The sequence below is a fragment of the Neorhizobium sp. SHOUNA12A genome (assembly GCF_023006505.1).
Lineage (GTDB): Bacteria > Pseudomonadota > Alphaproteobacteria > Rhizobiales > Rhizobiaceae > Neorhizobium.
On the sequence record NZ_JALBGV010000110.1, the window covers coordinates 1 to 15,809 of the forward strand.

General features: G+C 59.7%; 18 protein-coding genes. 14 read left to right on the forward strand and 4 right to left on the reverse strand.

Going from position 1 to position 15,809, the window contains the following annotated elements:
- On the forward strand, window positions 1–298 hold a 298-nt coding region (locus tag MOV63_RS29015), incomplete at its 5' end, for a hypothetical protein (RefSeq protein WP_247039088.1).
- A 17-nt stretch (window positions 299–315) separates the two neighbouring features.
- On the opposite strand, the gene MOV63_RS29020 is transcribed toward MOV63_RS29015, so the two are convergent.
- The 4 genes from MOV63_RS29020 to MOV63_RS29035 all read right to left on the reverse strand — a co-directional run bounded on the left by MOV63_RS29020 (window position 316) and on the right by MOV63_RS29035 (window position 3,318).
- Window positions 316–789 (reverse strand): helix-turn-helix domain-containing protein, encoded by a 474-nt coding sequence (locus MOV63_RS29020; RefSeq protein ID WP_247039090.1) that lies wholly within the window; start codon window positions 787–789, stop codon window positions 316–318.
- Between the two features lie 680 nt (window positions 790–1,469).
- The gene (locus MOV63_RS29025) at window positions 1,470–2,156 is read right to left on the reverse strand and encodes a thermonuclease family protein (protein ID WP_258719338.1); all 687 of its coding nucleotides are present in this window, start codon (window positions 2,154–2,156) and stop codon (window positions 1,470–1,472) included.
- Entirely contained in the window at window positions 2,153–2,692 is a 540-nt protein-coding gene (locus MOV63_RS29030) for a thermonuclease family protein (protein WP_247039092.1), read from the reverse strand. The genes MOV63_RS29025 and MOV63_RS29030 overlap by 4 nt, the downstream gene beginning before the upstream one ends.
- Window positions 2,689–3,318: a hypothetical protein gene (locus MOV63_RS29035; RefSeq protein ID WP_247039093.1), complete on the reverse strand. Its 630-nt coding sequence runs from the start codon at window positions 3,316–3,318 to the stop codon at window positions 2,689–2,691. The genes MOV63_RS29030 and MOV63_RS29035 overlap by 4 nt, the downstream gene beginning before the upstream one ends.
- Window positions 3,319–3,868: 550 nt before the next feature.
- Between MOV63_RS29035 and MOV63_RS29040 the strand changes: the two genes are divergently transcribed.
- The 13 genes from MOV63_RS29040 to MOV63_RS29100 form a co-directional block, all read left to right on the forward strand.
- On the forward strand, window positions 3,869–4,354 hold the full coding sequence (locus MOV63_RS29040) for a lytic transglycosylase domain-containing protein (protein WP_309500854.1): 486 nt from the start codon (window positions 3,869–3,871) through the stop codon (window positions 4,352–4,354).
- Between the two features lie 17 nt (window positions 4,355–4,371).
- A complete protein-coding gene (locus MOV63_RS29045; RefSeq protein ID WP_040124856.1) occupies window positions 4,372–4,710 on the forward strand; it encodes a TrbC/VirB2 family protein in 339 nt (112 codons plus the stop codon).
- A 3-nt stretch (window positions 4,711–4,713) separates the two neighbouring features.
- On the forward strand, window positions 4,714–5,013 hold the full coding sequence (locus MOV63_RS29050; RefSeq protein WP_247039094.1) for a type IV secretion system protein VirB3: 300 nt from the start codon (window positions 4,714–4,716) through the stop codon (window positions 5,011–5,013).
- A gap of 2 nt (window positions 5,014–5,015) precedes the next feature.
- Window positions 5,016–7,424 (forward strand): VirB4 family type IV secretion/conjugal transfer ATPase, encoded by a 2,409-nt coding sequence (locus MOV63_RS29055; protein WP_247039095.1) that lies wholly within the window; start codon window positions 5,016–5,018, stop codon window positions 7,422–7,424.
- A 2-nt stretch (window positions 7,425–7,426) separates the two neighbouring features.
- On the forward strand, window positions 7,427–8,518 hold the full coding sequence (locus MOV63_RS29060; RefSeq protein ID WP_247039096.1) for a lytic transglycosylase domain-containing protein: 1,092 nt from the start codon (window positions 7,427–7,429) through the stop codon (window positions 8,516–8,518).
- A 9-nt stretch (window positions 8,519–8,527) separates the two neighbouring features.
- Entirely contained in the window at window positions 8,528–9,229 is a 702-nt protein-coding gene (locus MOV63_RS29065) for a type IV secretion system protein (RefSeq protein ID WP_247039097.1), read from the forward strand.
- Window positions 9,219–9,431, forward strand: a complete 213-nt coding sequence (locus MOV63_RS29070) for a hypothetical protein (protein WP_040124863.1) — start codon at window positions 9,219–9,221, stop codon at window positions 9,429–9,431. Before MOV63_RS29065 ends, MOV63_RS29070 begins: the two co-directional genes overlap by 11 nt.
- A 6-nt stretch (window positions 9,432–9,437) precedes the next feature.
- Window positions 9,438–10,454: a type IV secretion system protein gene (locus tag MOV63_RS29075; protein WP_247039098.1), complete on the forward strand. Its 1,017-nt coding sequence runs from the start codon at window positions 9,438–9,440 to the stop codon at window positions 10,452–10,454.
- A 33-nt stretch (window positions 10,455–10,487) separates the two neighbouring features.
- Window positions 10,488–11,180: a virB8 family protein gene (locus MOV63_RS29080; protein ID WP_247039101.1), complete on the forward strand. Its 693-nt coding sequence runs from the start codon at window positions 10,488–10,490 to the stop codon at window positions 11,178–11,180.
- A gap of 32 nt (window positions 11,181–11,212) precedes the next feature.
- Complete coding sequence (locus tag MOV63_RS29085; protein ID WP_405029397.1) at window positions 11,213–11,992, forward strand: TrbG/VirB9 family P-type conjugative transfer protein; 780 nt, start codon at window positions 11,213–11,215, stop codon at window positions 11,990–11,992.
- Complete coding sequence (virB10, locus tag MOV63_RS29090) at window positions 11,992–13,248, forward strand: type IV secretion system protein VirB10 (RefSeq protein WP_040124867.1); 1,257 nt, start codon at window positions 11,992–11,994, stop codon at window positions 13,246–13,248. The genes MOV63_RS29085 and virB10 overlap by 1 nt, the downstream gene beginning before the upstream one ends.
- The gene (gene virB11 / locus MOV63_RS29095) at window positions 13,214–14,242 is read left to right on the forward strand and encodes a P-type DNA transfer ATPase VirB11 (protein ID WP_051900499.1); all 1,029 of its coding nucleotides are present in this window, start codon (window positions 13,214–13,216) and stop codon (window positions 14,240–14,242) included. Before virB10 ends, virB11 begins: the two co-directional genes overlap by 35 nt.
- Window positions 14,239–15,809 (forward strand): type IV secretory system conjugative DNA transfer family protein (locus MOV63_RS29100; RefSeq protein ID WP_247039103.1); only part of this gene is annotated, 1,571 nt, incomplete at its 3' end. The genes virB11 and MOV63_RS29100, both read left to right, overlap by 4 nt.

The following is a 15,809-nucleotide window of genomic DNA, read 5'->3' on the forward strand; positions in this document are numbered from 1 at the left end:
CATGGATGATGAAACCGATGACTTCTGGGCGCTCTTGGCCCAACATGCCCAAGTCGTAGCAAAGATAGACAATTTGCAAGCCAAGTCGCATCCCACGATCGAAGACAAGCAGGAAATCAAAATACGAGCACTTGAAGAGCAATCGCTGCGCGAGCGGCTGTTGGACTTCAAACCCACTTCCAATGCCGGCGGGCAGACTAAGCTGCTCTATTTCACGCTATTGCTCGCGAAAACCGAAACGTTCCTCGATGACCAGGCGATGGCACGGCTGATGCGATCGCTGGATCATATTCTGTGAAGCGGTAGTCCCAAGGCTTAAGAGTTTGGTTTTTTTTCCTGAAGGACATGGACCGTTTCAAGCAGTCTTACGACAGATTCCATCGTGTCGCTCGGGAGGTTTTCTAGCAAGCCCATGATCCGGATACGGGCTTCCGCCTCCATCTCCGTTTTTCCCCATAATTGGGGTGCTGTGGGATAGAGCATCGCCAGAGGCGAGACACCGAGCACCTCACTCAGATGGATTAAGCGGCTCACCGTCATCTTGGAGGAATTGCGTTCATAGCGGCCATAGACCTGCTCGCTCAATCCAACGAGAGTTGCCATGTCGGCTCTGCTCAAGCCCTTTTCCTGGCGACAGCGCCGCAGCTGCTCACCCAGTTTGTTATCCAACTCGTCAAAGGTGGAAATGCCATTGAAGCCCTGTCTGCGATAGACAGGCTTTTCATTGTCAGGATCAATCGTCTTGACCAATTCCAATTCCGCGATGTGATCGTCTAAATCTTCTGCCATCTTCCACCGACCCAAAATGCGACGTCCGTTCATACATCACGCTGGTGCCGGATGGCTATCGGCTCGCGGTAAAAAGCGCGGATATTACCTTTCGCCCCCGCCAACTAGCGTGTTGATAAAGCGAACCAATGTCGTTCGTCCTTACCCGTCGTCTGGTCCCTGATGTCAAAGAAATAGGGGGCCGATCGACGCGGTCGATCCTGGAACTCCGTGTAGCTACAGGAATTGTCACCTCGGTAGTGCCGTGTGATGCCCGGAGCCCTCGCGCTGCCGCCGCTGTCGGAAAAACGAGACCATCGGGATCCGCCCTCGCAACTCGTGACCTGGCGCATGCATCTCGATAACTCTTGGCGACGAAGGTCTCCGTTGCCAACACCGCCGGCGGTCGCCGTCCAGCCCATAGCGCAGTCGGCGTAGGGCTCATAGCCCGGTTTTCCCGCACCGCCCTCAGGGCGGGTCGGCCAGGAGAAACCCGGCTTCTTCATCGCAGAAATCAACTTCTCCATTGGTGGGTGGCAGCTTTCGATCCCTAGCCAAGACGGGTTGGAAGACGCGGCGCAAAGCAGCACTTCGCAGCCCCATTCGCTCGCAAACGTTTGGGGAGCATGGGCGAGGAGAGCGGAGAAGGCGAGCAACGATGCGAAGAGATATCTCACGGAAAGGATCCTCAGGTGCGAACATTAGCGGTCTCGGCGCGCCGGCTGGCGGCGAGCGTCGATGAATGGCGGCGAGATCTCGCTCTGCCGCGTGGTCAACAGGTTTCGATCGGCCGCGGGGCGGCGACCCAGTGTCTCGTCGACCGCTCTTTGCCGCCACTCTGCCATGTCGAGTACGTACGTCGCCCAGATGCCATAGCGCGCCGCCATCGCGTAACGTTGCGCGGTGCCATACCGTTCAGGAACCACTCTCGGATCGACCACGACGCGCGCTAGACCGACGCCGATCATGTCTAGAGCGAGGTCGCGTCCATCGACGACGCAGGTCGCGCCGATCAGGTTCTCGGTCAGGTTGGAGTCGACAGTGCAGACAACGCGTCTCCCGGAGATCGTTCTTTTGAGCCACGCCTTTGCCAGGGCTCCGCATGGCACCGGGACGAGAGCCAGGCTGCGGGGATCGGTCGCGTTCGGATCAAAAGCCCATTGCGGAAGTTCGCAACTATCGATCCCAGCAAGGCGCACCAAAAGCTGCGAAGCCGGAAACCACAGTGTCCGGCCATCCATCACAGTCACCTTGCCCTCGATCTTCTGCGCAATCGGCCGGTCGGTTGACGCAGCGCTTTTGGGTGCAGGCACTATAAGGTCCGCCGGGACCGATGCGCGCGGCGCCAGCGCGAGGATCGCAAGAGCGAATATTCCCGTTCGGATCATTTCCGCATCCTCGCGTTTTTCGCCGCGTGGCTTAGAAGGATCGATGGGTGCTGGACATCATCGAATTGCCATAGACCACGCCGGGCTTCTCGCGCCTTTTGCTCGGCAACCGCATAGGCGGGATATACCGGCAGGCCGTCGCTGCTGAGGCTGGCGAAGCCGAAGCCTTCCGTGATCATCATCATCGCGAGGTCAAGGCGTTCGTCGCCGACAGTGGCGTAGCAGGTCACGAATATCAGCTCAGCTTGCGTGGCAACCGGAGCGCAGAGGGGACTGGTATCTCTCACATAAGCGCCCAGGACGGCAATCGATGCCTCGCCGCAGTCTCGCTTGTTTCCCGACCGATCGGTGTAGAAGGTCTGACGCAAGCAGGACTGCAGCCCATAGATGCGGTAGCGCCGGCCCGCGGAAATCCAGGTGTCACCCGTTTCGAAGGTGACGTTGGGTCCGAAGTCGAAATAACCTGCGGGAGCCCGGCTTGCCGGGAAGGCGGCGAGAAAAGCCGCAAGCACGATGTGCGCAAGCCGGCATGTCATTGCTGCTGAACTCTCGGGTCGGCCCACATTCCAAAGCCGCCCCGCCCGATTTTTTCGGCCGGCTCCAGGTCAGGGCGCAAGAAGCTGCCATCCTGCTTTTTTGAGAGCCGCAAGGCGCCGAGCGAAACGAGTTGCTCCTCGATATTGTCGACAACGTCGAGCGCCCCCGGATAGTTATAATAGCCGAAGCACGTGACATCCTGCGTGACGGCATTTCTCTCGGTCAGAAACGCCCGACAAAAAACGACTTTGGCCGCCTTCACCAAGGTGTGGAGCTGCTGTTTCGCATAGTCTCTGCACGTACCGGCGAACCCCTCCCTTTGGTTGACCATATCGCCGGTACAGGGCTGAAGCCCGTAGAGGCGCAATGTGGTCTTCGCGTCGACCGCAATATCGACGGGCGAGCGAACCTCGAATCCGGTCGCCGAGGCAAACCCCTTCCGGTCGACGATTTTCCCGCCCGGATCGTAGTATTCGACCACCAGAACCGACTTTCCGGGCGCAGCCAGCGATTTGACATAAGCCGGATCGACTTTTCCTCCGGCCGCAGCCGGGATGGCCGCTGTCAGCAGAGCAGACAGACACTGGAGGCTCCGATGAACGGATATTACCCTTTGTGTTCTCATAAAATTTCCACCGCGTGCATTTTCCGACTTTTCGATTCAAATTTTTCGCGCTAATTATGAACATATTAGGTAACATTCGCAAGCAATATCTGCCGTGAGAATTCCTGTTCCGACCGACCGTTGCTGTCCCGGAGCAGGACAAACAAGAGGGTTCATCGCTTTGAAGACGATCGCGATCTTGACCGCCCTGCCATGTTTTATCCCCTGGCCGGAAACAGTCTATTCATTCGATTTTTCGAGATTTTCAGCGCAAATTGGCCAGAATGGCGAGCTCTCCCCACGCATCAAAGACCGCCCGTTGCCGTCACCGGTTGTTGAGTTTTTCCTGGATAGATCGGGAAAGCTTAGCCGGTCAGCAGACGGATCGGAAGCGAATATATCAGGTTCGCCATCGGGTGACGTTGCAATAGGGAACTCTGACGGGTCATATCCAGCACTCACCAAAAATTCCCGCCCAGTTATGAATATAATATATTCATCCTCGGGTCTGAGATACGTCCGGGAAGACTGCGGACCCTCCCCTCTCAGCCCCGCGCAGATCGAAGCTCTGGTGGGGCGCGCAGCCGATGCATATGGCGTCGATGCTGATTTCGCTAAGGCGATCGCGTGGACCGAGAGCCGTTTCGATCAGGTTCGCAACAGCCCCACCGGCGCTCGTGGGCCGATGCAATTGATGCCGGATACAGCGCGCGAGTTAGGTGTCACCGATGCCTGCGATCCCGCATCCAATATTGATGCCGGCGTCCGTCGTTTGAAGGCACTTCTCGACGAATTCCGAAATCCGCTGCTTGCCGCGGCCGCTTACAATGCCGGCGTCCAGGCAATCTACGACAATGGCGGCGTGCCACCCTATCCGGAAACGGTCCGCTATGTGGCCTCGGTCATCAATCGGCAACTCGGCCTGGGGTTGCCCCACGCGAAGGCGCCCGACCGACGCGGTCCTGCCGGAGCGCGCCCTGCCATTTCCAGCGACCAGGTCAGCGACGTGCTCGGCGCCAAAGGCAGCCGGTTCGTGAACGGCGTCATGCATTTCTGAAACAAAGGAGATTTAAAATGAGCATCACCCTGTCTGCCCGACAGAAACGCGCAATCCGTCTGACGACGATGATCGCCGTGGTTGCCACCTCGCACGCGCTCTCCGCCGACAGTGCGATGGCACAGGCAACAAACCAGGCCTTCGCACCGCTGCAGACTGTGGTCCAGGCAGTCGTCGACTTCATCACCGGCCCATTTGGACGTTTGGTCGCGATCATCGCGGTGATCGGACTCGGGTTTCTCGCCTTTGCCGGGCGTCTGAGCTGGTTCACGGCTGGCGCGGTCGTTCTCGGTATCGGTCTGGTGTTTGGCGCGCCCGCGATCGTCGACCAACTGATGTCCACGGTCGGAAACTGAGCGATGACCGAGTTCTCGGACGACAAGCCGACGCTCACGCCGCTGATCATCGGGCTGACCCGGTCGCCGACCTTGTGGGGCGTCCCCTACATGGCAGTGGTCGTGGTGATCGGCCTGACGATCATTGCTTGGCTCGCGACCAACACGGTCTGGGCGCTGATGACCGCCCCGCTCGCCTATCTCGTCCTCTTCACCCTGTGCACCTGGGACAGCCGTATCCTCGACGTGTTGCAGGTCGCAACGCGCATAACGCCAAAAACCCCGAACAAGTCTTTCTGGGGTGCAAACTCCTACGGACCCTGACCATGCTGAAGCTCATCCAGGAAGAACTGGGTTTTGGAGCCGCGGCCGCTCGCGAGCGATCGATGTCGAAACATATCCCTTATCTTCGACATGTGGCCGATACCGTGATCAAACTCGAAAACGGTGCGCTTCTTTCGATCATCCGACTGAACGGTCTGTTTTTCCAGACCGAGGACCAGGCCGAGCTCAATATGCGCTCGGTGGTCCAGAATACGATGATCCGCGCACTCGGCTCCAGCCGTTTCTCGCTTTGGTCGACCGTCATCCGTAGGCAGGTGGAGGCGGGTCTCGACGGCAATTTCGATGCTCCCTTCGCCGACCTCCTCAATCGTCGTTACCTGGCTGAGCTTGGCGACAAGCGCATGTTCACGAACGAGCTCTACCTCAGCGTCTTGCGCTCAGGCATGCGCGGCGCACTCGCCGCTGGGGACACGGTGCGCCGACTTTTCGACAAAGCCGGAACACGTGATGCGGTTGACAGTCAACTCCGAGAGTCCGTCAGCGAACTTGAAGAACTGGTCGGCAATCTCTGCCGCGACCTTCAGAAGTATGGTGCGCGTCCGCTTGAGATCGTCTATCGCGACGATGAACCCTATTCCGAGCCCTGCGAATTTTTCCACTCCGTGCTCACCTGCGGCATTCCGCGCAGGATGCGCCTGCCGCGCATGAGCATCGCCGGCTACGTCGGCAGCTCCCGACTGCATTTTTCCCGGCGCACACTGCAGGCTCAAGGAGCAGCCCGCGAAGACGACCGCTTCGGGGCAATGCTCTCGATCAAGGAGTACCCGCCGTTCACTGGGCCAGGTATGCTCGACGGCCTCCTGCAGATGAATCATGAGTTCATCCTGACGCAATCCTTCACGATCACCGACAAGCCGATCGCGCAGGAGCGGATATCGCGCCTGAAACGCCAGATCGCGGCATCCGACGAAGCCGGCAGCAATGTCGAGAACGATATCGATTTCGCCCTCAATAGCCTGATGAACCAGGAAGCGGTGTTCGGCCTTCATCATCTGACGCTGCTGTGCCTGTCGCGTAACGTCGAGGGTGTCAACAGAGCAGTGTCCGATCTCGGCGCCTGCCTCACGGACATGAACGTCAACTGGCTGCGCGAGGACCTCAACCTCGAAGCCGGGTTCTGGGCGCAGTTGCCCGGCAACCATTCCTACATCGCCAGAAAGGCGCTGCTTTCGAGCGCCAACTTCGCCGGCCTATCGTCGATGCACAATTTCGCGTGCGGCCAGACGGACGGCAGCCATTGGAAAACGCCGATCACGATCCTCGAGACCACTAGCCAGACGCCTTACTGGTTCAACTTCCATCGGCGCGACATCGGGCATTTCCTGGTGACCGGTCCGACGGGCTCGGGCAAGACCGTTGCCCTCACCTTTCTTCTGGCGCAAGCGTTTCGGGTCTCTCCGACACCGAGGGCTGTGTTCTTCGACAAGGATCGCGGCGGCGAGATTTTTGTGCGCGCCATGAACGGCGCTTACGAAGTACTGATGCCAGGCACCTCGACCGGTTTCAATCCGCTGCAGCTCGAGAACACTGGTCCGAACCGCGAGTTCCTGCTTCGCCTCCTGAAGATCATGCTCCACCGTGGCGACGCAGCAGGGTTCGATCAGGAAGAGGAAGATATCCTCGAGCGCGCCCTTTTCCGGTTGATGCAGGAACCGACCGCCCAGCGCAACCTCGCCAACCTGTCGGGGCTGTTGATCGGCCGCTCGCGGGCCGGGCCGAACGATCTCAGCGCGCGCCTGCGCCCATGGATCGACGGCGAGAAAGCCTGGCTATTCAACGCAACCCATGACGTTCTCTCTTTTTCCGATCGGCAGGTCTTCGGTTTCGACATGACCAGCATCCTCGACAACGAGGAGCTTAGAACGCCGGCACTGATGTATATTTTCCATCGGCTCGATGAACTTCTCGACGGCACGCCGGTGATGATCTTCATGGACGAGGGCTGGCGGCTGCTGCGGGATCCGACCTTCAGCGACTTCATCGTCGACAAGATGAAGACCATCCGCAAGCTGAACGGCATCGTCGGTTTCGGAACGCAGTCGGCCGCCGACATCGCCCGGGCGCCGGCTTCCCATACGCTGATCGAGCAGTCGGCGACCAATATCCACTTCCCCAATCCCCGCGCCGACGAGGAAAGCTACATTCGGCGCTTCGGCCTGACGGTGAAGGAGTTCAACTTCATCCGAACCACGCCGCCGGAAAAGCGCACCTTTCTCGTCAAGCATGGCAATGACAGCGTCATCGCTCGTCTCGATCTCGGCACCATGCCCGACGTGATCAAGGTTCTTTCAGGCCGCAAGGACACCATCGAGGAATGCGCCCGGCTGCGGGAGGAACTCGGAGACGATCCATCGGCCTGGCTGCCCCGCTTCTGCGGCTGGAGGGCCTGAGCATGACAGCGCTCCACCGCTTCGCCCCTGTCGCCTTCGCTGCGCTTGTCGCGGCGATACCCAAAATTGCACTTGCCGATGTTCCCGTGATCGACAACGCGATCCTCCAAGAGGATACGGCGCGCGACAAAGCGACCAGCAAGATCAAGACAACGACCAAGGATCGCCATACGATCCACACATCCGTCACCTGCTCGATCTACCGCCCCACGCGACGGAACGATCCGGTCGGCGCTGCCGAGCAGAATGCCGAGATCTCAGGGCTCGCACGTCGTATCGCCCAGGAGGAAGGTGTCGATGAAAGCCTCTTTCTGGCGCTCATCTACCAGGAAAGCAGGTTCAACCCGTGTGCCAAATCCTTCGCCGGCGCGACCGGTCTGGCCCAGCTCATGCCCGGCACGGCAGATCAGCTTGGGGTCGACGAAAACAACATTGAGGACAATCTGCGCGGCGGCGCCCGCTATCTGAAACAACAGCTGCGCAAATTCGGCGGCGACACCAACCTCGCGCTTGCGGCATATAATTCGGGGCCAGGCAGTGTCAGCAAATATGGCGGCATTCCGCCCTTCAAGGAAACTCAAGGCTACGTTCGCAGCATTACCCGGGACTGGCTTCCCGCCTTTGGTGGATCCGACAAGTCCGGCATCCCGCTGAACTACGGCGGCGGTGGGACTGCCTATTCCGGCATGCGCGATTCGACCCTGAACGCCATGGGCACCTCGAGGGCCACCTCCGAAAGCCTCGGCAACGTGGCGAGTTGGTACCAGCAGCTGGCGGGCCTGCAGACGGGCACGATCCAGGACAGCTGGGACCACAATTCGACCGCGCGCAATGCCAATCTCGAAATGATGAACAACGTCATCAGGCTCGGCGCCGCGATGGCAGACCTCATCAATTCCCGCAACGCTGTCACGACGTCGGATGTCTCCAGCACTTCGCGATCGACTGCGGGCGTTAACGGCGACGATCCTCCACGCGATACCACCGGCCTCTGCGATCCACGGCAAGGTCTTGTGTGGGACCCCGAGCAAAAGGCCTGCATCGCAAAACGCGAAGAAACAGCCGACATCCAGCTCATGCTGCAACCCCAATAGGAGCCCGTCATGAAGCGTACGTCCTTCATAGCTGCCCTCACCGTCCTGTCGTCGTCCCTCGCCCATGCCGACGTGCCGGTGATCGACAAGCAGAATTACAAGATCGCCAAACAGACGGCGGACACGACCGACAAGATCCTCGACACCAACAAGAACATCCTGACCACGGTCGAGGACACCCTGAAGGCGGTGACCGGTGATCGTGGCAGCACGGCGGGGCCGCTGCAGGATCTCGCGATCGGCCAAGGGTTCAGTGTCTCTTCCATGCCGTCGCTAGACAGCCTGATCAAGGGCGGCGTTCCCGATTTCGGTAGCATGAGCGGCGACGTCTCGAAGGTCGCCACCACGTTCATCAACGGGTTGCAACTGGTGAAATCGCTGTCGGGCAAGGACAATAGCGACCTCGCCAGCGACAAATCCTATGAGCAACTGGTGAATACCGTGCTCGGCGTTTCCGCCCTTATCAACGGCGCGCAAAAGGCGACCGAGACACGACGTGGGGCTTTCGAAGCTGCCGGCCAGCAGATCGGCAAGTCGCAAGACATCAAGGGTTCGATCGACCAGAACACGCAGTTGCAGGTTCAGTCCGGCCTGACGCTCAACGAAATGATCGGCGTGATGAACGGCGCGGTGACATCCTTGCAGGCCGAAAACCAGCGCCGCCTCACCGATATCTCCAACAGCAAAAAAGCCCTCGCCTATGGCAATTGACGGCATTCGAGTGAGCGTCGCGATCGGCATCATTGCGGTTTCGGCGTTATTGGGCGGATGCGGGACGGTCAAGGAAAAGGCGGCGCCGTGCAAGCGGCCGTCGGATCTCTCAGCCTATGCAAATGATCCGCGCCCCGATTGTGGACCGATGCACGCCGTCAACGATCCTGCGGCCGCCTTTGCGGCTCTTGGGCTGGAGTGAGTTCCTATGGAAGATTTCCTTGGCGATCTCCTGCAGCGCATCGAGGATTCCGGCAGTTCGTTTTCCGAGCAGGCCTATACGGTCGTCGGGCAGGAGATCATGCCGCTGTTGCAGGTCATGCTGGTGATCTACGTCGCTTATTACGGCCTGCAGCTCTTTCTCGGGACCGCGCGGATCGGTGTCGGCGAGATCGTCGGCCGGCTCGCCCGGATGATGATCATCCTGGCGCTTGTCGGCTCGTGGACAAACTTCAATAACCTCTTCTACCACTGGATCAACGATACTCCCGAGGATGTCGGCCGGGCGATCCTCGCTGCATCCGGCACGGGCATTTCCGAGCCCACCAACGGGCTTTCGCAGATCTGGAAGACCGCCAACCAGGCCGCCTCGGCATTTGCCGAACAATCCGGCTATTTCTCGATCCTGCCGAGCATGATCGGCGTGTTGATCATGGTGGGCGCCGGGATATTCATCGCCGTCGCGCTCGCTATCCTCATTCTGGCGAAGGTCATGCTCTGGGTGCTGATCGGCACGGCGCCGATCTTCATCGCCTGCATGTTGTTCGAGAAAACCCGCAACTACGGTGTCGGCTGGTTCAACCAGGTCCTCACCTATGCGCTGATCCCGCTGTTCATCTACGTGGTGGCCTCTTTCCTGATCGCCGCGATGAACCCCGAGCTTTCGAAGATCGATGCCGCCAGCGGCTCGAGAACCCTGACGCTCGCAGATATCGCCGGCTTTCTGCTTCTGTGTGCGGCTGGCGCCTTCGTGATGCTCTACATCCAGTCGATCGGCCAGGGCATTGCCGGCGGCATCAGCGCCGGGGTCGGCGACGCGGCGTCGAGGTTCACCCGCTGGGCGGGGCTCAGTACCCTTCGCGGAACCACCGCTGCCGGACGCTCGACCTATCGCGCTGGACGGGCGCTGCAAGCCCGATGGCGCGACCGCGGTGGCGACGACGATCCGTCAGGGACGAAGGCCGCAATGCAGACCAAGATCACCCAGAACAGCACGCCGGCCTGAGCCGAGAACGACAGACAAAGGGCAACAAGGCCAATGGCAGGGACAAACGACGATCGCCTTCGAACATATTATCAAAGCGGGGACATCTGGGAGCAGGAGATCGTCAAGCGGGCGAAACGGTCACGGGGCCTCGCCTGGTTCGTCACCTCGATCTTCGGGGCCATCACCCTCGTCAGCCTGGCGACGCTCGCTATGCTCGTGCCCCTCAAGAGTTTCGAGCCCTATATCGTCGAGGTCGACAGGAATACCGGTTATGTCGAGGTCAAGACCGGGTTGACACGGCCAACCAATCTAACCGAACAACAGGCTATTACCCAGGCCAACATCGTCCGTTATATCCGCTCGCGCGAGGGCTACGATCCTTATGCCATCGAGCAGAATTTCGGGATCGCGGCGCTGCTGTCGACCGGCAATGCCGCCCGCGAACTGCAGGATCTCTACAGCGCTGCCAACCTGCAGAACCCGGCCCGCGTCTATGGTCGCGACAAGCGGGTCACGACAGAGATTGCTTCGGTGACTTTTCCGAATGCCAGCACCGGCATCGTCAGGTTCACGACCGTCGAACAATCGGAAGCCGAGACCATCCCGCGCCAATGGATCGCGGTCGTGCGCTACCGATATACCGACACGCCCGCCACCAACGAATGGCGCTTCGAAAACCCCCTTGGCTTTCAGGTCTACGACTACCGGCGCGACCAGGAAACCGTGACCGAGGGCGGCCGATGATGCTGAAGCGTGCCGTCGCCCTTGCGATGTTTATGACATTGGTCACACCCATTGGATCTTTTGCCGCGCAGACACCGGCCGCCGGCCGTCTCGATCCGCGGGTGACCAGCGTCGTTTATCAACCGAACAACGTGGTCCGCGTCTACGCCACCTATGGTATTTCGACGATGATTATCTTCGACGAAGACGAGAAGTTCGAGACGGTGGCACTTGGAGATACCGAGAGCTGGGACGTGGTGCCAACGGACAAGGGCAACATCCTGTTCGTCAAGCCGAAGGCGAAACAGGTCACCACCAATATGAACGTCGTGACCACCAAGCGGATCTACTATCTCGAACTCAACGACTATGCGCCCGAAGACGGGAAGAAGATCTTCGGCATCCGCTTCATCTATCCGGAAAAAGACCTCAATGCGTCGCTGCGCAGAGAGGCCGAGGCGCGCGCCGCCAATCCCAACGTCGCCGGGATCGACAAGGCGAACGTCAATATCGACTATTCGTTTTCCGGCGACGGAGGCCTTAAGCCCTTGATGGTGTTCGACGACGGGAAAAAGACGTTCTTCAAATTCGGTCCTAAAGTACCTGCGATCTTCGCGGTGAATTCCGACTTCAGCGAGACATTGCGTAATTTTCGTCGCGAGGGCGACTACATCGTCGTCGATGGCACAGCGACCCAGTACACGCTGCGCGACGGTAACGCCTGGACCTGCATCTTCAATCTCCGCAAGCCCGATTTCGGAGCACCTGATCCGGCGATCATGGGGCCGGCGCATGACGAACAGGCGACGACACGCAGGAGGAGCGGAAACTGATGCAGCGGTCTCCCGAACTCGAAGCGATGCTCACCAGCGACGAGACCGCAGTCAGGGACAGTCGCGCCCGGCGTCGGCAATTCCTCGGCAGCGCGGCACTTCTGCTCGGGGGCGCCGCCCTCGCCTATGTTGTTGTCTTCTCACCCACAAGGCGCCTTCCCGAGAGCGTCAAAGGCGACGAGGAGTTCACGACGACGACGTTCCGACCGCCGTCGTTTCTGCGCGACAATCAAAAACCGCCAGAACAGCCCCCTGCGCCGGTGATCAAGTTGCCGGATCCTCCACCTGATCCGCCGAAGCCTGCGCCGCCGGATGCCACGACGTTCGACGTGCCTCCGCCGCCCGGCGCGGTCATTGCGACGCCTCAGCAACAACTGCAGCCCGAAAAACCCGAAGAATTCCCCAAGCGCTTTCTGTCGAAACAGATCGTCGTCGATTCGGCCAAACCAGATAATTCTCAGGGTGCGCTCGGGTCCGGAGAGGACGGCGATCGGCCGACTGTCGCGGGTCAGGACCGCAACAGCAAGTTCCTTGCCTCCGCTTCGGCGATCGGAGACCGATCCGCGAAAGCGCGGCAGATCGATCGCATCGATGCGATGATCCCGGAAGGCACGCTCATTCCCGGGATCTTGGAAACCGCCATCAATAGCGACCTGCCCGGTCAGATCCGTGCCATTACCTCACATGACGTCTATTCATTCGATGGCCGGCGCGTCTTGATCCCGACGGGCACGCGATTGATCGGCGAATATCAATCGGAGGTCACCCGCGGCCAGAAGCGCATCTTCGTCATCTGGACGCGTCTTCTGCGCGACGATGGCGTGTCGGTACGGCTGAACAGCATCGGCACCGACGGCCTCGGCCGTTCGGGCCTGACAGGCCTGGTCGACAACAAATGGCGGGAACGCTTCGGCTCGGCAATCCTGCTGTCGATCGTCGGCGCCGGATCAAGCTATCTTACGGGTTACGGCAGCGGCCAATATTCGAGCGGCGGAAACGGCAACGGCTCGTCCGATTCCGACCGTGCCGCCGAGCTTGCGCGCGAAACCATCGCTCAGACCTTTTCGGACATGGCCAACCAGGCGCTGGCGGAAAACCTGAAAATCCCGCCGACCATCAGCGTCCATCAGGGCGAGCGGATCTTCGTCTACGTTCGGCAGGATCTGGACTTCTCAGCCATGTATCCGGACCCCGTCCAGGAAGCCCTCAAGGAGATCAAGCATGAGCGAGGCCTTCGCCAAGATCAGAGCCGCTGAGATCAGCCCCTACTATTTCCTAGAGCGCGCGTTGGAGCCGCTGCGCGTCTTCCTCGATGATCCCGCGGTCGTGGAAATATCCGTCAATCGCCCGGGCGAGGTCTATATCGAGCGTCTTGGCACTGAGGCCATGCAGTACCATCATATTCCGGCACTGACCGCCCATGAGATCGAAAATATCGGCGAGCGCGTCGCTGGCGTCACCCACCAGTTTATCAGCCGTGCCAATCCGATCCTCAGCGCCGCCCTGCCGACCGGCGAGCGCATCCAGATCGTGCTGCCGCCGGCGGCCGCCAACGGTGGCGCGATATCGATTCGCAAACAGGTCACCAGCGATTTTACCCTCGAGCATTATCGCGACAGCGGATCGCTCGACAAGGTTTCCGTCGCGATGGGCGGCCTGAGCGCCGTTGAACGCCGCTTGATCGATCTGCTTGAGGGAGAACAAATCTACGACTTCATCCAGACCGCCATTCGCGAACGTGTGTCGATCCTGATCAGCGGCGGCACGTCGACGGGAAAGACGACCTTCCTCAACGCTTGCCTGAAAACGATCGATCCATCCGAGCGGATCCTGACATTGGAGGACACCCGCGAACTGTTTCCGCCGCAGCCGAACGCCGTTCACTTGCTCGCCTCCCGCGGCGACCAGGGAACGGCGCAGGTGACAATCCAGTCCTTGCTGGAGGCCTCGCTGCGGATGCGGCCCGACCGCCTGTTCGTCGGCGAGATCAGGGGTTCGGAAGCGTTCGCTTTTCTGCGGGCCATCAATACTGGCCATCCCGGCAGCATGTCGACCGTGCATGCCGACACGCCGCTCGGCGCTTACGAGCAGTTGGCGATGATGATGCAGCAGGCGGGGATGTCGTCGGGGTATTCGAAACAGGACCTGATGACGTATATCCAGATGGTTATACCGATCGTCATCCAGTTGCGCCGGGATGGCGGCCGCCGGGGCGTCTCCGAGATCTATTTCGCAAGGCGGGCGACATGAGCCGCACTTACCTTGCAGCCTATCTTCTCTTCTGTTGCCTGATCGCACTCGCCGTCTGGATGATCGGTTACGCGCTCATCCTGCAGTTCGTGTTCAAGGACAGCCGCATCCTCAAGCTGACGGTCAGCGAAAATCCCTTCGCGCCGATCCAACAGCTGATGCTCTATTCCGACAGTCGGCCTTTGCAGATCGCGGCATTTGGCGCGCTGCTTTCCGCCGTCGCCATATCGGTGGCAGCCGGAGTGTTCGGCCTGCGACGACCATCGAACCCACTCGGCGATGCCGCCTTCCAGGATGTTGCTATGATCCGGCGTGGAAAGTGGTTTCGCAAAGACGGGCACATCTTCGGACGGATCGGCGGCAAGATCCTGCGCCGCCTGGACGACCGGCATCATCTGATCATTGGCCCGACCCGATCCGGCAAGGGCGTCGGTTACGTCATTCCAAACGCGTTGATGTTTCCCGGTTCGATGATCGTCACCGATCTCAAAGGTGAGATCTACCAACATACGGCGGGCTACCGCAAATCGACCGGAAACCAGGTTTTTCTGTTCTCGCCCGGGGCGCAGAAGACCCACCGCTGGAACCCGCTGGACTTCGTCCGGCAGGACCGCGGCAGTCGCACGATCGACATCCAGAACATGGCAAGCACCCTCATCCCCGAGACCATCGGCTCGGAAAATGCGGTCTGGCAGGGAACGGCGCAGCAGGTGATTGCCGGCGTCATCAGCTATGTGCTCGAAAGCCAGCACTACAAGAACCGCCGGAACCTCGGCGAGGTCAACGCGATCTTCAATGCCGGCGTCGATCTTCAGGTGCTGATGAAGCTGATCAAGGAAAACGAACCGGACCTGTCGCGCTTCACGACCGATAGCTTCAATGCCTATATTTCGTTGAACGAGCGTGCTGCACGGTCGGCATTGCTCGACATTCAGAAGGCGATGCAGCCATTTCGAAACGAGCGGGTCATCGCTGCGACCAACGTCACAGATATCGATCTGGCGTCGATGCGCCGGCGCCCGGTGACGATTTATCTTGCACCGAACATCAGCGACGTCACCATTCTGCGCCCTCTCCTGACGCTGTTCGTCCAACAGACGATGGACCTCCTCACCCGTGACTTCAACCCGAGCGCCCTGCCCGCCTATTTCCTGCTCGATGAGTTCCGCCAATTGAAGCGGATGGACGAGATCATGCATAAGCTGCCTTACGTGGCGGGCTACAACATCAAGCTCGCCTTCATCATTCAGGATCTTAAAAACCTAGACGAGATATACGGCGAAACCGCACGGCACTCCCTGCTTGGCAATTGCGGCGTCCAACTTATCCTTGGTGCCAACGACCAGGCGACGGCCGAATATGTGTCGCGCGCCCTGGGAAAGAAAACGATCCGCTACAAGTCTGAATCGCGGACAATCGAACTGATCGGCCTACCGCGTCGAACGAAAGTCGAACAGATACGCGAACGCGATCTGATGATGCCGCAGGAAGTTCGGCAAATGCCTTCAGAACGAATGATCCTGTTGATCGAGGGGCAGCCGTCGATCTTCGCAGGAAAGCTACGTTT